This window comes from Nonomuraea sp. NPDC001684 (assembly GCF_053596515.1).
This window is the reverse complement of record NZ_JBSFGJ010000045.1, coordinates 23348-39260: the sequence shown is the minus strand read 5'-3', so window position 1 is coordinate 39260 and position 15913 is coordinate 23348. Positions and strand designations below refer to the sequence as shown.

Genomic DNA, 15913 nt, shown 5'->3' with positions numbered 1-15913 from the left:
GCTGCACCGGGCCGTCGAGGCGGGCGCCGACCTGCGCGGTTACCTGGTGTGGTCGTTGCTGGACAACTTCGAGTGGGCCGAGGGCTACCGGCGCCGGTTCGGCATCGTGCACGTGGACTACGCGACGCAGAGCCGGGTGCCCAAGGACAGCGCCCTGTGGTACCGCGACGTGATCAGCAGGAACGGCCTGTAGATTTTTTCCGTGCTCTCCCTCTTGGTGCAGTCATGAGACGCCCGACGCTGGAGGCGGTTGCCGCCCGCGCGGGCGTCTCCCGCGCGACCGCCTCCAGGGTCGTCAACAACCAGACGACCGTCGCGCCGCACATCCGCGACGCCGTGCAGCGCGCCATCGACGAGCTGGGCTACATCCCCAACTCGGCGGCGCGCAGCCTGGTCACCCAGCGCACCGACTCGGTCGCGCTGGTCGTCAGCGAGCCGGGCACCCGGGTCTTCTCCGAGGACCCGATGTTCTCCACGGCGATCAGGTCGGCCAGCTACGAGCTGGAGGCGGTCAACAAGCAGGTCGTGCTGATGCTGGCCTCCTCGCCCAAGAGCCACGCCCGGGTGGAGCGGTACATCTCGGGCGGTCACGTCGACGGCGTCATGCTGATCTCCATGCACGGCGCCGACCCGCTGCCGGCCGCGCTGTCGCGCCTGCGCGTGCCCGTGGTTTCCTACGGGCGGCCGGCCGTGCCGGTCGACATCCCGTTCGTGGACAACGACAACGTGGGCGGGGCCGAGGCGGGCGTCCGGCACCTGGTCGAGTCCGGGCGGCGCAGGATCGCCACCATCGCCGGCCCGCAGGACATGATCGCCGGCCAGGACCGGCTGACCGGCTACCGCAACGTGCTGCGCGACTCCGACCGCCGCTCGATCGTGGCCGTGGGCGACTTCACCCGGGAGTCGGGCGCGATCGCGATGCGCCAGCTCCTCGGCGACGACCCCGCGCTCGACGCCGTGTTCGTGGGCAACGACCTGATGGCGGTCGGCGCGCTCCAGGCGCTGCGCCAGGCCGGGCGGCGGGTGCCCGACGACGTCGCGGTGGTGGGGTTCGACGACATCGAGGCGGCCAAGTACACCGAGCCGCCGCTGACCACGCTGCGCCATCCGATCGCCGAGCAGGCGGCGGCCATGGTCCGGCTGCTGCTCGGCCTGTTCGAGGGCGGCTCGCGGGAACCGGTGATCCTGCCGACCGAGCTGGTGGTCCGTGAGTCGGCCTGAGCCCGCCGGCGCCGCCCGGGTGATCTCCGCCGGCGAGGCCGTGGCCGCCGCCGTCGCGGTGGCCGAGGCGCACGGCGTCACGGTGCGCGAGCCCGTCGTGCTGAAGGACTCCTACAACCTGCGGATCCACCTGCGGCCGGCGCCGGTCGTGGCGCGGGTGCCCACGGTCACCGCGCTGGCCCGGCTCCGGCCCGAGGAGGCGATGCGGCGGGAGCTGGCGGTCGTGTCGTTCCTGCACGAGCTGGGGGCGCCGGTCGTGCCGCCGAGCGACCTGCTGCCCGCGCGGGTGCACGAGAGCGGCGGGGCGCTGGTGTCGTTCTGGCGGCACGTCGAGCACGACGGGTCGCGGCCGGTGACGCCCGAGGTGTTCGGGCGGGCGCTGCGCGAGCTGCACGAGGCGCTGCGCGGCCATCCCGGCGCGCTGCCGCGCCTCGGGCCGGTCCTCGACGAGACCGGGCACCTGCTCCGGGTGCTCTCCGCCGACCTGGAGCCGGCGGTGTCGGCCCGGCTCGCCGAGGCCCGCGCCGGGCTGGCGGCCCGGCTGCCGGACGGCGGGCAGGCCGTGCACGGCGACGCCCATCCGGGCAACCTGCTGGTCACGCCCGACGGCCTGCTGTGGAACGACTTCGAGGAGACCACGTACGGGCCCGTGGGCTGGGACCTGGCCTGCCTGCTCGGCACCGTGCGGCTCGACGGCCGCGCGGCCGTGCGCGCCTACGGCGCCGACCCCGGTGACCCGGCCCTGACGGTGTTCGCCGAGGCGCGGGCCCTGCAGGCCGTCCTGTGGACGCTGGTCAGGGCGCGGCGCTTCCCCGAGGAGCGGCCCGCCGCCCGCGCCGTCCTCGACAGCTGGTTGCGCGACCCCACCGGCCGTTCTCACTGACCGGGCCCGTGCTCAGACCCGTTGTCAGACCGGCACGACGCCCTGCGCCGGGCCGAGGAAGTAGCCGCCGGTGGCGTCGAGCACGTGGCCGGTGATCCACCGGGCGTCCGGCCGGGCCAGCAGGGCCACGGCGTCGGCGATGTCCTCAGGACGGCCGATGCGGCCGAGCGCGGTGACCTCGGTGACGCGCCGCTCGGCGACGCCGTTGTGGTCCTCGCGCAGCCAGGCGTTCATGTCGGTCTCGGTGACGCCCGGGGAGACGGTGTTCACGGTGATGCCGCGCGGGCCGAGCAGCGGGGCCAGGGTGAAGCCGAGCGTGTCCAGCGCGCCCTTGGTCATCGAGTACACGACGTCGGGCAGCGCGATGCGCACGACCGCCGAGGACACGTTGATGATCCGGCCGCCGTCGTTCAGCAGCGGCAGCGCCCGTTCGATGACGAAGTACGGCGCCCGCACGTTCACCGCGAACACCCGGTCGAACTGCTCGGGCGTGACCGAGTTCAGCACTCCGCCCAGGATGGCGGCGTTGTTCACCACGATGTCCAGCCGGTCGTCGCGCAGGCCGTCGAACAGGGCGTCCACGCCGTCCTCGAAGGCGGCCCTGACCGCGTACGCCTGTCCGCCGGCGTTCTCGATCTCGGCGACCGTCTCCTTCGCCAGGTCGTCGTTGGTGGCGTAATGGACGATCACCCGGGCGCCGCCGGCGGCCAGGCGGCGCGCCACGGCCCGTCCGATGCCGCGCGAGGCCCCCGTGACCAGCGCGGTCCTGCCTGCGAACTCACTCATGACGTGCTCCTTCATCGGTGGAGCTCCATCGTGCGGCGGGGACGTCACGGGCGTCCAAGACCGGCTGTTATAGCTTCTTGCTATGGATGCCCATATCCGGGATCTGCGGTATTTCGTGGCGGTCGCGGAGGAGTTGAGCTTCACGCGGGCGGCCACCGAACGGCTGTTCATCTCCCAGCCCTCGCTGAGCAGGCAGATCAGGCAGCTTGAGCTGTCCATGCGGGCCAGGCTGTTCGACCGCGACCGGCGGACCGTCGCGCTGACCGACGCCGGGGCCGCGCTGCTGCCGCTGGCCCGGCGGATCATCGAGCAGTGGGAGGACGCGCGGCGCGCGGTGGCCTCGGCGCGCGAGGAGCGCACGCTGACCGTGGGGTTCCAGACGCGGATCGGGCGGGGGCTGGTGCCGTCCATCGTGGAGGCGCTGCCGGGGTGGGAGCTGCGCTTCCGCCAGATCACCTGGGCCGACCCGACCGTGGGACTGGGCGACGGGCAGGTGGACGTCGCGGTCGCCTGGCTGCCCGTCCCCGGCGACGGCGTCTACGACTGGACGGTGGTGAGCACCGAGGAGCGGTGGGTGGCGCTGCCCGCCGGGCACCGGCTGGCCGGGCGGGCGGAGATCGGGCTGGCCGAGCTGGCCGGCGAGCCGTTCGTCGCGCTGCCGCGCACGGCGGGGCCGATGCGGGACTTCTGGCTGGCCGCCGACCGGCGCACCGGCCCGGCACTGGTCGGGGCGGAGGCGGAGACGGCGGAGGAGGCGTTCGAGGTGGTGGCGTCGGGGCGGGCCGTCGCGCTGGTCTCGGCCGGGAACGCCGAGCTCTACCGGCGCGACGACGTGGTGGCGCGGCCGGTGACCGGGCTGCCGCCGAGCAGGCTGGCCATCGTGTGGCGGCGCGACGACCGCAGGCCGTCGGTGCGCGCGCTGGTACGGGAGTTCGTCCGCTGCCTGTGCCCATGACACGGCGCCCAGGGTCAGGTCGGGATGGTGGCGCGGGCCTCCTCGACGTGGACGGCGACGCGGTCGGCGCCGCACGACTCGGCCAGGGCACGGGCCTCGTCGGCGAGCGCCAGGGCCTCGTCGTGCCGCCCCTGGGCGACCGCGATGTGGATCAGCCCGACCTGGTTGGACGCGACCCCGGCCGGCGACCCGAGCTCCCGGCGCAGCCGCGACGACTCCGTCAGCCTCTCGCGCGCCTCGTCGAGCCGCCCGGACCGGTGGGCCGCGATCCCCTGGTGCCTGAGCACCTCCGCGAGCGTGACCAGGTCCCCCGTCTCGGCGGCCAGTTCCCCGGCACGCCGGAGGAGGGGCAGCGCGCGGTCGAGATCGCCTGCGACGACCTGGTGGTAACAGCCCTCCCAGAACGCCGACTCCCCCTCGCCGCGCCGGTCGCCGACCGCTTTGAACAGCGCGCCGGCCCGTTCGAACAGCGGCAGCTCGCGCGGGTCCGCCTCGCCACCCTGCACGAAGCGCACGTGCAGGACCCGGCCCCTGGCCAGGCACAGCGCGGCCTCGACCGCGTCCAGTTCACGGTCGGACGCGGCGAGCGCGGCGTCGTCCCCTGCGTAGATCCCGCGTTCGTAGAGCCCTTTGGCCCGCTCGATCCACATTCGCCCGAATGTACGGGAAGCAGGGGCCGGGCGCACGTGAGGGCGAGGTCAGCCGCGGGCCCGCGCCGTCGAGGCCCTGACCACCAGCTCCGGCTCGAACAGCAGCTCGTCGGCGGGCACCACGGCCTTGTCGATCTGGGCCACCAGCAGGTCGACGGCGGCCCGGCCCATCGCGTCGATCGGCTGGCGGACCGTGGTCAGCGGCGGCTCGGTGCAGTTCATCAGCGCCGAGTCGTCGAAGCCGATGACCGAGACGTCCCCCGGCACGTCGAGGCCGGCCCGCCTGGCCGCCCTGACCGTGCCGAGCGCGAGCAGGTCGCTGGCGCAGATCACGCCGGTCACGCCCTGCTTGACCAGCCTGGACGCGGCCGCGTGCCCGCCTTCCAGGGAGAACATCGTGTGCTCGACGAGTTTCGGGTCGCCGCCCCGGGCCTGGAACGTCTCCAGCTTGCGCCGGGAGGGCATGTGGTCCTTCGGGCCGAGCACCATGCCGACGCGTTCGTGGCCGAGCGCGCGCAGGTGGGACAGGGCCATCTCGGCGGCCACCACGTCGTCGCAGGAGACCTGCGGGAAGTCCAGCCGCTCGACGGCCGCGTTGACCAGGACGGTCGGCAGCTTGCGCTCGTGCAGCAGCTCGTAGTGGTCGTGCGAGGCGTCGGCCTGGGCGTAGAGGCCGCCGGCGAAGACCACGCCGCTGACCTGCTGCTGGAGCAGCAGATCGACGTAGTCGGCCTCGGAGACGCCGCCGACCGTGCGGGTGCAGAGCACGGAGGTGAAACCCTGCTGGGCCAGCGCGCCGCCGACGACCTCGGCGAAGGCGGGGAAGATCGGGTTCTGCAGCTCGGGGAGCACCAGGCCGACCAGGCGGGCCCGGTCGCCGCGCAACTGGGTGGGACGTTCGTAGCCGAGCACGTCGAGCGCGGTCAGCACGGCCTCGCGGGTGGCGTCGGAGACCCCCGGCTTGCCGTTGAGCACGCGGCTCACCGTCGCCTCGCTCACCCCGACCTTCTTCGCCACCTCTGCGAGTCGTCGCGTCATGCGCAAACTATACGGCCTTGCGCGCAAGCGCTTGCGATCACTTACGTAGCCTCCGCCGTCCCTTCCCGCTCCCGCCCAGGACGGCCTTTCCGGCGATTTCGGCGCATCGGGCGGCGGAATTGCGGGGTGCCGCACGACAATGGCCAGTCAAATGTTTGCGCAATCACGTCAAGCGGTTGCGAAATTCTGCGTCACAGCTCCGCCCTGGACGGCAAGCCTTGCCAGTCGCTCACACTCGTCATCGCCGCCGCGCTCAGCAGCGCGCCCCGGTGCAGCCGTTCCTGCGGCGTGAGGCCGTCGAGCGCGGCGCTGATGTAACCGGCCGCGAACGCCTCGCCCGCGCCCGCCATGTCCACGACGGGCACCTGCGGGACGGCCACGTCGTAACGCATGCGGTCGGCGCGCACGCTGGCGCCCTTGGCGCCCCGGTCCACCACGACCTCGCGCTCGGGGGTGAGGGCGGGCTTGACCAGGTCCAGCTCGTCCTGGGCGAGGAAGAGCAGGTGGGACCGGCAGGCCAGCTCGCCGAGCACCTCCTCGGCCTCCCGGACCGAGGGCCACAGCTCGGGCACGTAGTCGACGGAGAAGGAGATCATCACCCCGGCCGTCCGCGCCGCGCTCATGGCGGCGTGCACGGCGTCGAGCGCGTCCCTGCCCAGGGCCGCCGTGACGCCGGTCACGTGCAGCATCTTGGCGGCGCCCACCCGGTCCATCGGCACGTTGCCGGGCGACAGCCGGGACCCGGCCGAGCGGGTGCGGTACTGGGCGGTCACCGGCTCGCGGCCGACGCGCACCTCCCTGAGCACCATCCCGGTCCGCGCCCCCTCGACCACCCGCACGTCCTCGACGTCCACGCCCTCGCCCCTGAGCACGGTCAGCGCCCTGGCGCCCAGCTCGTCGTCCCCCACCCGGGCGGCGTACGCGCATCGGTGACCCAGCCTGGACAGGGCGATCACCAAGGTGAACTCGGGGCCGCAGACGTCCAGCCTGGCCTCGTTCTCGTGCCGCACCCGGCCGCTGGAGACCACCCCGAGCGGCTCACCCAGCGCGTAGACGTCCGTCATGAGCCAGACTAAAGTTGGTCACGACTACGCCGAATGATTTTTTCGCATAAGTCCTGGTTAGGACCGTGATCAAATATTTTCTGTATCTTTAGCGAACCTTTTCCCCAACTCGTGCCTCAAAGTAGTAGAGGAAGCCGGCGCGCCCCGGCGCCGGCTTCGAGTCGATACGGGGAGAGGAATCAGCACCCTCATGAGAAAGATCGCAGTAGGAATCATCACCGCCTTCGTCGGCGGGGCCATGTTGGTTTCCGGCGCGGGCGCCGCCTCCGCCACCGCTACCAGGCACGCCACGGAACTCAAGATCCGTGACATCACCCCCAACCCGGTCGTGGTGAAGGCCGGCAGCGAGACCACCGCGTACTTCGACATCGGGGCCAGCTCCGACGTCCAGAAGGTCACGCTGAGCGTGTCGCCGGAGGGCGACGTCCGCACCTTCCGCGCCAAGGACGTCAAGGACCTCGAGGGCTGGCGCTTCGCCGTCCCGTTCAACGAGGGCGACTTCGCCGGCAAGTGGAAGGCCACCGCCGTGGCCTTCGACAAGGACAACAAGCAGGTCGCCACCGACTCCGCGTTCTTCAACGTCGAGATCCAGAAGGGCAAGGCCGACACCCGCATCACGCGCTTCACGGCCGACCCCTACAAGGTCCGTCAGGGCCGCTCGATCTACTTCTCCGGTCGCCTTCAGGTCGATGACGAAGGCTGGGAGGGTCTGCGCGGCGAGAAGGTGAGCGTCTACTACCGCGCCAACGGCTCCAGCGGCTGGAAGTGGGTCGCCTCGGCCAAGACCTCCTGGGGCGGCAAGTTCGCCACCAAGACCCGCGCCTGGAAGAGCGGCACGTTCAAGGCCGTCTTCGAGGGTGACGACGAGCTCAACAGCTCCGAGAGCCGTCGCGACTACGTCAAGGTCTACCGCTCCTGGCACCACCGCTGATTGATCGCCGAGGCCCGGTTCCCCTGGTGGGAGCCGGGCCTCCGGCTTTTCCGGATTCTTTTTGCCGCCGGAGAGGTTTATCGATCAGCCGATCGCCGCATGGACTGTCCCATTTGCAAAGGAGGCGGCCCGCCGCCTCGCGGACACGGCGTCGATCCGACAGGAGCCCCCCCTATGCCCCACCCCCTGATCGCCCTCGTCCTGAGCCTGACGAGCACGTTGGGGGCGGCCCCTTCGGTCCGTTACGAACCCGCCGGCACGGCCCGCGAGCAGCACGCCAGGAAGCTCCTGAAGGACAGCGGCGTGCTGCGCACCCGGCTCGGCGGCGTCCAGGTCGTCGCCCGCGGCTGCGACGCGCCCCGCGCCACCTGGAACGGCGACCGGCGGCGGATCACGATCTGCTATTCGCTGGTCGCCAAGATCGACCGCACGCTCACCGGCGTCTCCGAGACGGAGGAGGCCGACCGGCGCACCACCGCCGCCCGCGTGGACGGCGCCCTGGCGGCCCTCTACCACCACCAGCTCGGCCACGCCCTGGCCGCGCTCAACGGCCTGCCCGCCGACGAGCCGCAGGCCGACCGGTTCGCCGCGCTGACGCTCGCGGCGCGCGACGGCGGCCACGTCGTGGCCGCCGCCGAGGCCCGCCACCTGCTGGCCGCCCACACCCATGCCGACCATCTGTCGGGGACGGCCGCCTCCGCCACGTTCGCCTGCCTCCTGTACGGCGCCGACCCCGTCAAATACGCCCGCATCGCCAAGGGCGGCTGGGTGCCGGCCGAGCGTGTCCCGTCGTGCCGCGCCGAGTACGAGCGGGCCAGGGCGGAACTGGGGTCGCTGGCAGTGAAAGTCGGGGCCTGAGGGGTACGTCCGGATGTATGGCTGAGGAGCTGCTCAGAGACTTCGACCCGTTCGACATCTTCGACACCGAGGCGGCCCGGCTCGACCGGTTCTTCGACGGGCTCGACGAGGCGGGCTGGGCGCGTCCGTCCCGCTGCGCCGGGTGGTCGGTGCGCGACGTGCTGGCCCATCTGGCGGGTGAGGAGGCGTACAACCACGCCTGTCTCGACGGCACCGTGCAGGAGCTGCTGACCCGGGTGGCCGCCGAGGGGGTGACCGGGTTCAACGACTTCAACGAGTGGTCCGTACGGCAGCGCCGCGACCTGCCCGTCGAGGAGGTGCTCCAGGAGTGGCGCACCAAGAACGGCGAGACGCGCGAGCGCATGCGCGCCCTCGGCCCCGACGCGCTGATCGACACGGCGGCGGGCCCGTACCCGGTGGGGTTGCAGACCTTCCACTACGACTCCGAGTACGCCACCCACGCCGACGACGTCGGCGCGCCGGTGGCGCCGGAGGAGATCGACGACCGGACGTTCTGGCGGGTCGCCGTCGGGCGCTTCGTGCTGGCCGAGCAGGAGTCGAGGGCGCAGGTGGAGCAGACGGCCGAGCAGATCTGGGTGAGCGTCGACCAGGGCAGCGCGTCGCTGTCGTACCCGGAGTTCGTGGAGGCCACCGTGGGGCGGCTGCCGACCGACGGGCTCGACCCGCGGGTCGCCGCCGCGCTGCGGTGCCTGGCCTGAGAGGAGAGCGGGATGTGGCTGCGCAACCGCGCGGGCACCGAGCCGGTGACGGCGCGCAGCCCACTGCGCGCGAGGCGGGTGCTGTCGTGGATCGCCCTGGTCGTCGCCGCTGCCGCAGCGGTCTTCTTCGTGACCCGCGCGATGGCCACGGGACAGCAGGTGTGGGTCTGGGAGGCCGCCCTGGCCGCCGCGGTGGCCGTGGTGGCCGCCGTGGACCTGGCGGTGCTCAGACGCCGGCGCGCCGGCCCGTCAGGCGGCGGGCACGCCCGGTCGGCCGGGGAGCACGGCGGGTCAGGTGACGGGCACGGCGGGTCAGGTGGTGAGCACGGCCAGCAGGAGCAGCAGGATCACCGCGGCGGCCACCCCGAAGATGATCCAGACATGGGTCAGCGCCCACACCCGTAGCCGGTCACCGCAGGCCTGCGGGTAGTCGATACCGTCGGACTCGATCCTGTTGATCGCCGCCACGCGCCGGGCCAGTTCGGGGTCGTCCCGTTCGAGGCCCTGCTCGATCTCAGCGAGGATGCGGCGTTCCCTTCCAGAGAGACCCATCGCGATCACCATTGCTCCCACGCCGGTGAAAGCCTTGTACCCACCAGTAGCCCCAGCATGCCCGCCCGGCGCCTCCTTGGCGTGACATGCCGAAACCCCCGGCCGTTCCGGCAGGAAGGCGCGGAACGGACGGGGGCGGGTCAAGCCTTGGCTGTCATTTCTTGCCGTAGCGCTGGTTGAAGCGCTCGACGCGGCCCTCGGTGTCGAGGACGCGGCTGCGGCCGGTGTAGAACGGGTGGCTGGCCGACGACACGTCGACGTCCACGACCGGGTAGGTCCTGCCGTCCTCCCACTCGACGGTCCTGCTGCTCGTCAGGGTCGAGCGGGTGAGGAGGGCGAAGCCGGCGCTCGGGTCGCGGAAGACGACCGGACGGTACGAGGGGTGCAGGTTCTTCTTCATGCCCCTCTCAACCGAATGGCAATGGTTTTCATTCCCTCGCTTCGGGGTCCATCCCGAGGACGGTCCGGCCGCCGTCCACGGGGATCGTCGCCCCGTTGACGAACGAGGCGTCCGGCGAGAGCAGGTGCGCCACGACCGCGGCCACCTCGCCGGGGAAGGCGACCCGGCCCAGGGGGTGCACCCTGGCCATCTGGCGCTCGACGTCCACCACTTCGTCCGCGGTCCTGGAGGCCAGGAAGTCCTCGTAGCGTTCGGTGGCCACCGAGCCGGGCGCGACGGCGTTGACCCTGATGCCGTACCGGCCGTACTCGACGGCCAGCGACCTGGTCAGGCCCTCGGTCGCGGCCTTCGCGGTGGCGTAGGGCAGGCTGCCGGGCACCGCCCGCGTGGCCTGGTGGGAGGTGACGTTGACGATCGCGCCCGGCGTGCCCGCCGCGAGGAAGCGGCGGACGGCGACCGCGCAGCCCACCAGCGCCAGGTCCAGGTTGGCCGCGATCAGCTGCCTGACCTCCGCGATCGGGGCGTCGTGCACGGAGGCGTCACGGAAGATCGCCGCGTTGTTGACCCAGCCCGCCAGTGTGCCGGCCTCCTCGGCCCGGTCGGCGGCCCAGGAGACCAGTTCCTCGTCGGCCGCGTCGCCCACCACGGGGATGACGCGGGGGCCCGTCCAGGACAGCGAGCCGCCGTCGCGGTCGATGACGACGACGGTGTCCTTCTCCCCCAGGAGCCGCTGGACCACGGCCTTCCCGATGCCACGCCCGCCGCCGGTCACCACGTAGGAAAGACTCATGCGTCCGACGCTACTCCGTCCCGGAGTGACCCTTGTCACCGTATTTCCGGCTGGTGAACGGGAACGAACCAATGCGTGATCGCCATACCCGGTCCGAGGTCGCCGGCCCGCGTGGTAGGAGCGCTCGCGATCACGCAGACGGCCGGCTACGGCGTGCTCTACTACGCGTTCTCGGTGTTCATCCCGCCGATGGCCCGTGACCTGCGGACCGGGGTCGCCCAGCTCACCGGCGCGATCACGGTGTCGGTGCTGGTGTCCGCGCTGGTGGCCCCCTTCGTCGGACGCTGGCTCGACCGGCACGGCGGGCGCGCGCTGATGACGGCCGGGTCGCTGCTGGGCGGGCTCGCGGTGCTGGCCTGGTCGCAGGTGCGCACCGTGACGCAGCTCTACCTGGTGTGCGCGGCGCTCGGGATCGCCTCGGCCATGGTGCTCTACGAGGCCGCCTTCGCGGTGATCGTCGCCTGTTTCGACCCGGCCAGGCGGGCCCGCGCGCTGCTCGCCGTGACGGTGGTGGCCGGGTTCGCCTCCAGCATCTTCCTGCCGCTGACGGGGTTCCTCGTGGACCGGTACGGCTGGCGGCAGGCGCTGGTCGTCCTGGCCGCCGGGTACGCGCTGACGGCCGTGCCGCTGCACGCGCTGGCCGTGCGGGGGCGGGGGGCGTCCGCGCCGCCGGCCCGGCGTCGCGCGATCGTCGGCTCCGCGCTGCGCGAACGGCCGTTCTGGCTGCTGGTGGCCGCCTTCCTGGCCCAGACGGGCGCGGTGGCGGTCATGGGGGTGCTGCTGGTGACGTATCTGATCGCGCTCGGGCATCCGCCTTTGTTCGCGGCGAGCGTGGCCGGGCTGCTCGGCGTGTTGTCGGTGACCGGGCGGCTGGTCACGACGGGGCTGCAGAGCCGGTGGCCGGTGGCGCTGGTCACGGCGGCGATGTTCGCCGTTCAGGGGGTGGCGGCGCTGCTGCTGCCGCTGGCGGGCGACAGCGTGGCGGGGGCGATCGCCGGGGTGGTGCTGTTCGGGCTGGGGTTCGGGGTGGCCACGATCGCCCGTCCCGCCCTGCTGGCCGACCGGTACGGCACGGCCGCGTACGCGACGCTGAGCGGCGCGCTCGCCCTGCCCGTCACGGTGTCCAAGGCCGTGGCCCCGCTGCTGTCGGCGGCGGTGGCGCAGGTCGCCGGATACCCGGCGGTGATGGCCTCGGTGGCGGCGGCCTGCGTGCTCGGAGCGCTCTCGCTGGTGGCCTACGATCGGTACGGGCGGGCGCCGGAGCGACAGGCCGCGCTGCCCGCCGAGCCGACCTGAGACCCGCGGTCCGCCGTCGGCGGAACTGACGGAACGTCGGCCGACGACCACGTAAGGTAGCCGCATGGATACCCCCACCGAGGCTCTCCACCGCGTCTTCGGTTACGACTCGTTCAGGGCGGGTCAGCAGGAGATCATCGACCACGTCGTCGCCGGCGGCGACGCGCTGGTGCTCATGCCCACCGGCGGCGGCAAGTCGCTGTGCTACCAGATCCCGGCGCTCGTGCGCCCGGGGGTGGGGGTCGTCGTCTCGCCGCTGATCGCGCTCATGCAGGACCAGGTCGACGCGCTGCGCGCGCTCGGCGTGCGGGCCGGTTTCCTCAACTCCACCCAGGACTTCGACGAGCGCCAGCTCGTGGAGGCCGAGTTCCTGGCCGGCGAGCTCGACCTGCTCTACCTCGCCCCCGAGCGGCTGCGCGTCGAGGCCACGATGCGGCTGCTGGCCAAGGGCGAGATCTCGTTGTTCGCCATCGACGAGGCCCACTGCGTGGCGCAGTGGGGCCACGACTTCCGCCCCGACTACCTCGCCCTGTCGGAGCTGCGCGAGCGCTGGCCGCAGGTGCCGCGCATCGCGCTGACCGCCACCGCCACCCCGGCCACCCACGCCGAGATCTCCACCCGGCTCGGCCTCGACCAGGCCCGTCATTTCGTGGCCGGCTTCGACCGGCCCAACATCCACTACCGCATCACGTCCAAGAGCGACCCCAAGCGGCAGCTCCTCGACTTCCTGCGAACCGAGCACCCGGGCGACTCCGGCATCGTCTACTGCCTGTCGCGCTCGTCGGTGGAGAAGATCGCCGCGTTCCTGGCCGACCACGGCATCGCGGCGGTGCCGTACCACGCCGGGCTCGACGCCCGCACCCGCGCCGCCCACCAGTCCCGGTTCCTGCGGGAAGACGGGCTGATCGTGGTCGCCACCATCGCGTTCGGCATGGGCATCGACAAGCCCGACGTGCGTTTCGTCGCCCACCTCGACCTGCCCAAGTCGGTCGAGGGCTACTACCAGGAGACCGGCCGCGCCGGGCGCGACGGCCTGCCCGCGACCGCCTGGATGGCCTACGGCCTGCAAGACGTCGTCCAGCACCGGCGCATGGCCCTGGAGGGCGACGAGGCCCACCGCCGCCGCCAGGTCCTGCACCTCGACGCCATGCTGGCGCTGTGCGAGACGGCCGGCTGCCGCCGGGTCATGCTGCTCGACTACTTCGGGCAGAAGGGCGCCGAGCCCTGCGGCAACTGCGACACCTGCCAGAGCCCGCCCGAGTCCTGGGACGGCACGATCGCCGCCCAGAAGGTGCTGTCCACCGTGCTGCGGCTGAAGCGGGAGCGCGGCCAGAAGTTCGGCGTCGGGCAGGTGGTCGACATCCTGCTCGGCAAGAAGACGGCCAAGGTGCTCCAGCACGGCCACGACTCGCTGAGCGTCTTCGGCGTGGGCACCGACCTGGGCAACGCCGAGTGGCACGGCGTGGCCCGGCAACTGCTGGCGCAGGGCCTGCTCGCGGTGGAGTCCGACCACGGCACGCTGGTGCTCACCGACGCCAGCGCCGACGTGCTGCGCGGGCAGCGGGAGGTGCCGTTGCGCCGCGACACGGCCCGTCCGGCGTCCCGGTCGTCCAGGTCGTCGTCCGGGTCGTCCGGGGCGAAGGGCCAGCCGGCCGCCGAGCTGCCCGCCGAGGCGGCGCCGCTGTTCGAGCGGCTGCGGGCCTGGCGGGGCGCGGTCGCCAAGGAGCAGGGCGTGCCCGCGTACGTCATCTTCCACGACGCCACACTGCGGGAGATCGCCACGTTGTCGCCGTCCTCGCTGGCTGAGCTGAGCAGGGTCAACGGGGTCGGGGAGAACAAACTCGCCAAATACGGGGACCAGGTCCTGGAGGTCGTCGGGGCTGCGGCCGCCGAAGACGCCTGACGCCGTCCCGCTCAGCTCCGGAGGGCCACGGTTCGGGGTGATGGCGACGGCCGCACGAAGAACGGTCGTCGCCATCACGCTGGCCGACCTGGTCGAGGCGCGTGGCCCGCGACCGGCCGGACGGATGCCGGGCCCCGGTGTCCCTCTTTGATCGTACGGGGTGCCGCCGCCGGGTGGGGGGCCGGTCATGCCGTCAGTTCGGCCGGCGGCCGAGGTAGGCGAGGAGGTGGTCCTGGGCGGTGCCCAGCGGGGGCGGCCGCAGCCGGGCGCCGAACCGGACCGGGCGGTCCTCGTCGGTGACGAAGAGATGGGCCAGGTCCAGCAGCTCTTCGGCGAGGGCGTGCGGGATCGGGCGGTGTTCACCGCAGGCCCGCGCGATGTCCCAGCCGTGCACGGTGATCTCGATGGCGCCCGCCGCGGCCACCATCGGCGTCGTCATGGGCACGTCCCCCACCGCGACCATCCCGGCCTGGATCGTGCCCGTCCACGTGCCGAGCACCTCCGTCGCGCCGTCCCTGAGCAGCAGCGCCGGGTTCCCGCACACCGGCCCGCCGACCGGCACGGGCCTGCGGGCGGGGGCGATGCGGCCGAGCGCGGCCTCGTTCAGGGCCTCGAAGGAGTCCTGCATGTGGTCCAGGAGCTCCTGGAGGTTCCAGCGGGAGCACGGGGTGGGCCGGCACAGGACGTGTGGGCTCACCACGCGCAGGCTGCCCAAGGTGTAGTGGATGGCCCTCTCCAGCAACGCCACCCCTGCCGTCAACGCCCGCGCCCGTTCGTCCATGTCGCCTCCTCGGTTCATACAGACCGCACGGAAGTCCAAAAATCATCGCCCCACCACCGACCGCCACACCCACTCCCGAATTGCCAACCTTGGGGCGGGTGGGCGTGGAGCGGGCGGCGCATGTCCCGTTGGAACCTCTGGGCGGGTGGGCGTGGAACGGGCGGCGCATGTCCCATTGGAACCTCTGGGCGGGTGGGGGTGGGGCGGGTGACGTAGGTCCCAGTGGAACCTTTTGGGGGCGTGGGGGGTAGGTGAGGGCATGAGGAAGATGGCGGTGATTTCGGTGGCGGTGCTGCTGGCAGGGGTTGGATGTGCCGGAGGTGGCGGTCCTGGGAGGGGGGCGGGGGCGAGTGGTGGTGCCGGGGCCTCGTTCGGAGGTGCGGGGAGCAGCGCGGACTCCTCGGTGAGTGCGTCTTCGGGGATCCCAGCAGGCGAAGGTGGGAGCGGGAGCCCAAGCCCGACCGCCGATGCCGCCCCGGCGCCCGTCTCCAACCTGAGCACCGAGGCCAACCGGGCTCCGGACTCGGGGCCCGGACTGAGCACCGATGCCGGCTCCCTTCCCGGCCCGAGCCTGAGCCCTGCCCCCACCCAGAGGACCGACACGCGGCCGAGCCCTGGAGCTGGGGTGGAGTTCGGTGGGAGGGGGAGGTCGAGTGCCAAGGGTGAGCGAGTGGGGTGCCGGGGGGCGTTGGTGGTCGGCGGGGGTGGGTTTCCGGAGGTGCGGGGGGTGTCGGCGGACGCCGAGGTGTGGGGGTTGTTGTTCGTGTCCAAGCTGCCGCTTCGCCGGAAGGAGACCACCAAGATCGTGTGGCGGATGACCGGGGACGGGCCGCTGACGGTCAGGGCGTCCCTTCCTGACGGCACCGCCGCCCGCCTCGCCTGGGGGCCCGAGGAGCACGGCGGGTCGTCCTGGCACCGGCCGGGGGACGAATGGGGCACCGGCCTCGTCTTCCCCAAGCCCGGCTGCTGGAAGATCGAACTCAGCCGCACCCACGGCAAGGGCCACCTCTGGCTACCGGTCGCCTGACACCACCCGGCGACCCACCGCACAACTACGCCTGGCTACCGGCCGGTCAGCGCCCAGCG

General features: G+C 72.5%; 19 protein-coding genes. 11 read left to right on the top strand and 8 right to left on the bottom strand.

The window, feature by feature from the left end:
* The 3 genes from ACWCSD_RS12215 to ACWCSD_RS12205 form a co-directional block, all read left to right on the top strand.
* A partial coding sequence (locus ACWCSD_RS12215; RefSeq protein WP_449914389.1) for a family 1 glycosylhydrolase occupies positions 1-193 on the top strand: 193 nt, incomplete at its 5' end.
* Between the two features lie 32 nt (positions 194-225).
* Complete coding sequence (locus tag ACWCSD_RS12210) at positions 226-1221, top strand: LacI family DNA-binding transcriptional regulator (protein WP_358283308.1); 996 nt, start codon at positions 226-228, stop codon at positions 1219-1221.
* A complete protein-coding gene (locus ACWCSD_RS12205) occupies positions 1208-2104 on the top strand; it encodes a phosphotransferase (RefSeq protein WP_449914386.1) in 897 nt (298 codons plus the stop codon). Before ACWCSD_RS12210 ends, ACWCSD_RS12205 begins: the two co-directional genes overlap by 14 nt.
* A 24-nt stretch (positions 2105-2128) precedes the next feature.
* Here the strand turns inward: ACWCSD_RS12205 and ACWCSD_RS12200 are convergent, their stop codons facing one another.
* The gene (locus tag ACWCSD_RS12200; RefSeq protein ID WP_449914383.1) at positions 2129-2890 is read right to left on the bottom strand and encodes an SDR family oxidoreductase; all 762 of its coding nucleotides are present in this window, start codon (positions 2888-2890) and stop codon (positions 2129-2131) included.
* Between the two features lie 82 nt (positions 2891-2972).
* Here ACWCSD_RS12200 and ACWCSD_RS12195 point away from each other — a divergent pair, with 82 nt between their 5' ends.
* Entirely contained in the window at positions 2973-3845 is an 873-nt protein-coding gene (locus ACWCSD_RS12195) for a LysR family transcriptional regulator (protein WP_449914381.1), read from the top strand.
* Between the two features lie 14 nt (positions 3846-3859).
* On the opposite strand, the gene ACWCSD_RS12190 is transcribed toward ACWCSD_RS12195, so the two are convergent.
* The 3 genes from ACWCSD_RS12190 to ACWCSD_RS12180 all read right to left on the bottom strand — a co-directional run bounded on the left by ACWCSD_RS12190 (position 3860) and on the right by ACWCSD_RS12180 (position 6597).
* The gene (locus ACWCSD_RS12190) at positions 3860-4495 is read right to left on the bottom strand and encodes a hypothetical protein (RefSeq protein WP_449914379.1); all 636 of its coding nucleotides are present in this window, start codon (positions 4493-4495) and stop codon (positions 3860-3862) included.
* Positions 4496-4543: 48 nt separating this feature from the next.
* The gene (locus tag ACWCSD_RS12185; protein ID WP_449914376.1) at positions 4544-5533 is read right to left on the bottom strand and encodes a LacI family DNA-binding transcriptional regulator; all 990 of its coding nucleotides are present in this window, start codon (positions 5531-5533) and stop codon (positions 4544-4546) included.
* A gap of 191 nt (positions 5534-5724) precedes the next feature.
* Positions 5725-6597, bottom strand: a complete 873-nt coding sequence (locus ACWCSD_RS12180) for a PfkB family carbohydrate kinase (RefSeq protein WP_449914374.1) — start codon at positions 6595-6597, stop codon at positions 5725-5727.
* 190 nt (positions 6598-6787) lie between these two features.
* Here ACWCSD_RS12180 and ACWCSD_RS12175 point away from each other — a divergent pair, with 190 nt between their 5' ends.
* The 4 genes from ACWCSD_RS12175 to ACWCSD_RS12160 all read left to right on the top strand — a co-directional run bounded on the left by ACWCSD_RS12175 (position 6788) and on the right by ACWCSD_RS12160 (position 9510).
* Complete coding sequence (locus ACWCSD_RS12175) at positions 6788-7528, top strand: hypothetical protein (protein WP_358283294.1); 741 nt, start codon at positions 6788-6790, stop codon at positions 7526-7528.
* Positions 7529-7702: 174 nt separating this feature from the next.
* On the top strand, positions 7703-8386 hold the full coding sequence (locus tag ACWCSD_RS12170) for a DUF4344 domain-containing metallopeptidase (RefSeq protein WP_352349841.1): 684 nt from the start codon (positions 7703-7705) through the stop codon (positions 8384-8386).
* A gap of 17 nt (positions 8387-8403) precedes the next feature.
* Positions 8404-9105 (top strand): maleylpyruvate isomerase family mycothiol-dependent enzyme, encoded by a 702-nt coding sequence (locus tag ACWCSD_RS12165; RefSeq protein WP_397162407.1) that lies wholly within the window; start codon positions 8404-8406, stop codon positions 9103-9105.
* Positions 9106-9117: 12 nt separating this feature from the next.
* A complete protein-coding gene (locus tag ACWCSD_RS12160) occupies positions 9118-9510 on the top strand; it encodes a DUF6343 family protein (protein ID WP_449914369.1) in 393 nt (130 codons plus the stop codon).
* Here ACWCSD_RS12160 and ACWCSD_RS12155 read toward each other — a convergent pair.
* The 3 genes from ACWCSD_RS12155 to ACWCSD_RS12145 form a co-directional block, all read right to left on the bottom strand.
* A complete protein-coding gene (locus ACWCSD_RS12155; protein WP_358283286.1) occupies positions 9418-9657 on the bottom strand; it encodes a DUF3040 domain-containing protein in 240 nt (79 codons plus the stop codon). The two genes, ACWCSD_RS12160 and ACWCSD_RS12155, sit on opposite strands and share 93 nt — an antisense overlap.
* A 154-nt stretch (positions 9658-9811) precedes the next feature.
* The gene (locus tag ACWCSD_RS12150) at positions 9812-10057 is read right to left on the bottom strand and encodes a type B 50S ribosomal protein L31 (RefSeq protein ID WP_364325023.1); all 246 of its coding nucleotides are present in this window, start codon (positions 10055-10057) and stop codon (positions 9812-9814) included.
* Positions 10058-10085: 28 nt separating this feature from the next.
* Complete coding sequence (locus ACWCSD_RS12145; protein WP_387668184.1) at positions 10086-10847, bottom strand: SDR family NAD(P)-dependent oxidoreductase; 762 nt, start codon at positions 10845-10847, stop codon at positions 10086-10088.
* 111 nt (positions 10848-10958) lie between these two features.
* Between ACWCSD_RS12145 and ACWCSD_RS12140 the strand changes: the two genes are divergently transcribed.
* Positions 10959-12143 (top strand): MFS transporter, encoded by a 1185-nt coding sequence (locus tag ACWCSD_RS12140; protein WP_449914365.1) that lies wholly within the window; start codon positions 10959-10961, stop codon positions 12141-12143.
* Positions 12144-12207: 64 nt separating this feature from the next.
* The gene (gene recQ / locus ACWCSD_RS12135; protein ID WP_449914363.1) at positions 12208-14046 is read left to right on the top strand and encodes a DNA helicase RecQ; all 1839 of its coding nucleotides are present in this window, start codon (positions 12208-12210) and stop codon (positions 14044-14046) included.
* Between the two features lie 193 nt (positions 14047-14239).
* Here recQ and ACWCSD_RS12130 read toward each other — a convergent pair whose 3' ends face one another.
* Positions 14240-14827: a TIGR03086 family metal-binding protein gene (locus ACWCSD_RS12130; RefSeq protein ID WP_397162404.1), complete on the bottom strand. Its 588-nt coding sequence runs from the start codon at positions 14825-14827 to the stop codon at positions 14240-14242.
* 727 nt (positions 14828-15554) lie between these two features.
* On the opposite strand from ACWCSD_RS12130, the gene ACWCSD_RS12125 reads away from it, so the two are divergent.
* Complete coding sequence (locus tag ACWCSD_RS12125) at positions 15555-15854, top strand: hypothetical protein (RefSeq protein ID WP_397162403.1); 300 nt, start codon at positions 15555-15557, stop codon at positions 15852-15854.
* Positions 15855-15913: the final 59 nt, after the last annotated feature.

What these genes read in the sequence shown, in the direction of transcription:
- ACWCSD_RS12210 (WP_358283308.1), top strand. Translation starts at nt 226, where the DNA reads ATGAGACGCCCGACGCTGGAGGCGGTTGCCGCCCGCGCGGGCGTCTCC.
- ACWCSD_RS12200 (WP_449914383.1), bottom strand. Translation starts at nt 2,890, where the DNA reads ATGAGTGAGTTCGCAGGCAGGACCGCGCTGGTCACGGGGGCCTCGCGC.
- ACWCSD_RS12195 (WP_449914381.1), top strand. Translation starts at nt 2,973, where the DNA reads ATGGATGCCCATATCCGGGATCTGCGGTATTTCGTGGCGGTCGCGGAG.
- ACWCSD_RS12190 (WP_449914379.1), bottom strand. Translation starts at nt 4,495, where the DNA reads ATGTGGATCGAGCGGGCCAAAGGGCTCTACGAACGCGGGATCTACGCA.
- ACWCSD_RS12185 (WP_449914376.1), bottom strand. Translation starts at nt 5,533, where the DNA reads ATGACGCGACGACTCGCAGAGGTGGCGAAGAAGGTCGGGGTGAGCGAG.
- ACWCSD_RS12180 (WP_449914374.1), bottom strand. Translation starts at nt 6,597, where the DNA reads ATGACGGACGTCTACGCGCTGGGTGAGCCGCTCGGGGTGGTCTCCAGC.
- ACWCSD_RS12175 (WP_358283294.1), top strand. Translation starts at nt 6,788, where the DNA reads ATGAGAAAGATCGCAGTAGGAATCATCACCGCCTTCGTCGGCGGGGCC.
- ACWCSD_RS12170 (WP_352349841.1), top strand. Translation starts at nt 7,703, where the DNA reads ATGCCCCACCCCCTGATCGCCCTCGTCCTGAGCCTGACGAGCACGTTG.
- ACWCSD_RS12165 (WP_397162407.1), top strand. Translation starts at nt 8,404, where the DNA reads ATGGCTGAGGAGCTGCTCAGAGACTTCGACCCGTTCGACATCTTCGAC.
- ACWCSD_RS12160 (WP_449914369.1), top strand. Translation starts at nt 9,118, where the DNA reads ATGTGGCTGCGCAACCGCGCGGGCACCGAGCCGGTGACGGCGCGCAGC.
- ACWCSD_RS12155 (WP_358283286.1), bottom strand. Translation starts at nt 9,657, where the DNA reads ATGGGTCTCTCTGGAAGGGAACGCCGCATCCTCGCTGAGATCGAGCAG.
- ACWCSD_RS12150 (WP_364325023.1), bottom strand. Translation starts at nt 10,057, where the DNA reads ATGAAGAAGAACCTGCACCCCTCGTACCGTCCGGTCGTCTTCCGCGAC.
- ACWCSD_RS12145 (WP_387668184.1), bottom strand. Translation starts at nt 10,847, where the DNA reads ATGAGTCTTTCCTACGTGGTGACCGGCGGCGGGCGTGGCATCGGGAAG.
- recQ (WP_449914363.1), top strand. Translation starts at nt 12,208, where the DNA reads ATGGATACCCCCACCGAGGCTCTCCACCGCGTCTTCGGTTACGACTCG.
- ACWCSD_RS12130 (WP_397162404.1), bottom strand. Translation starts at nt 14,827, where the DNA reads ATGGACGAACGGGCGCGGGCGTTGACGGCAGGGGTGGCGTTGCTGGAG.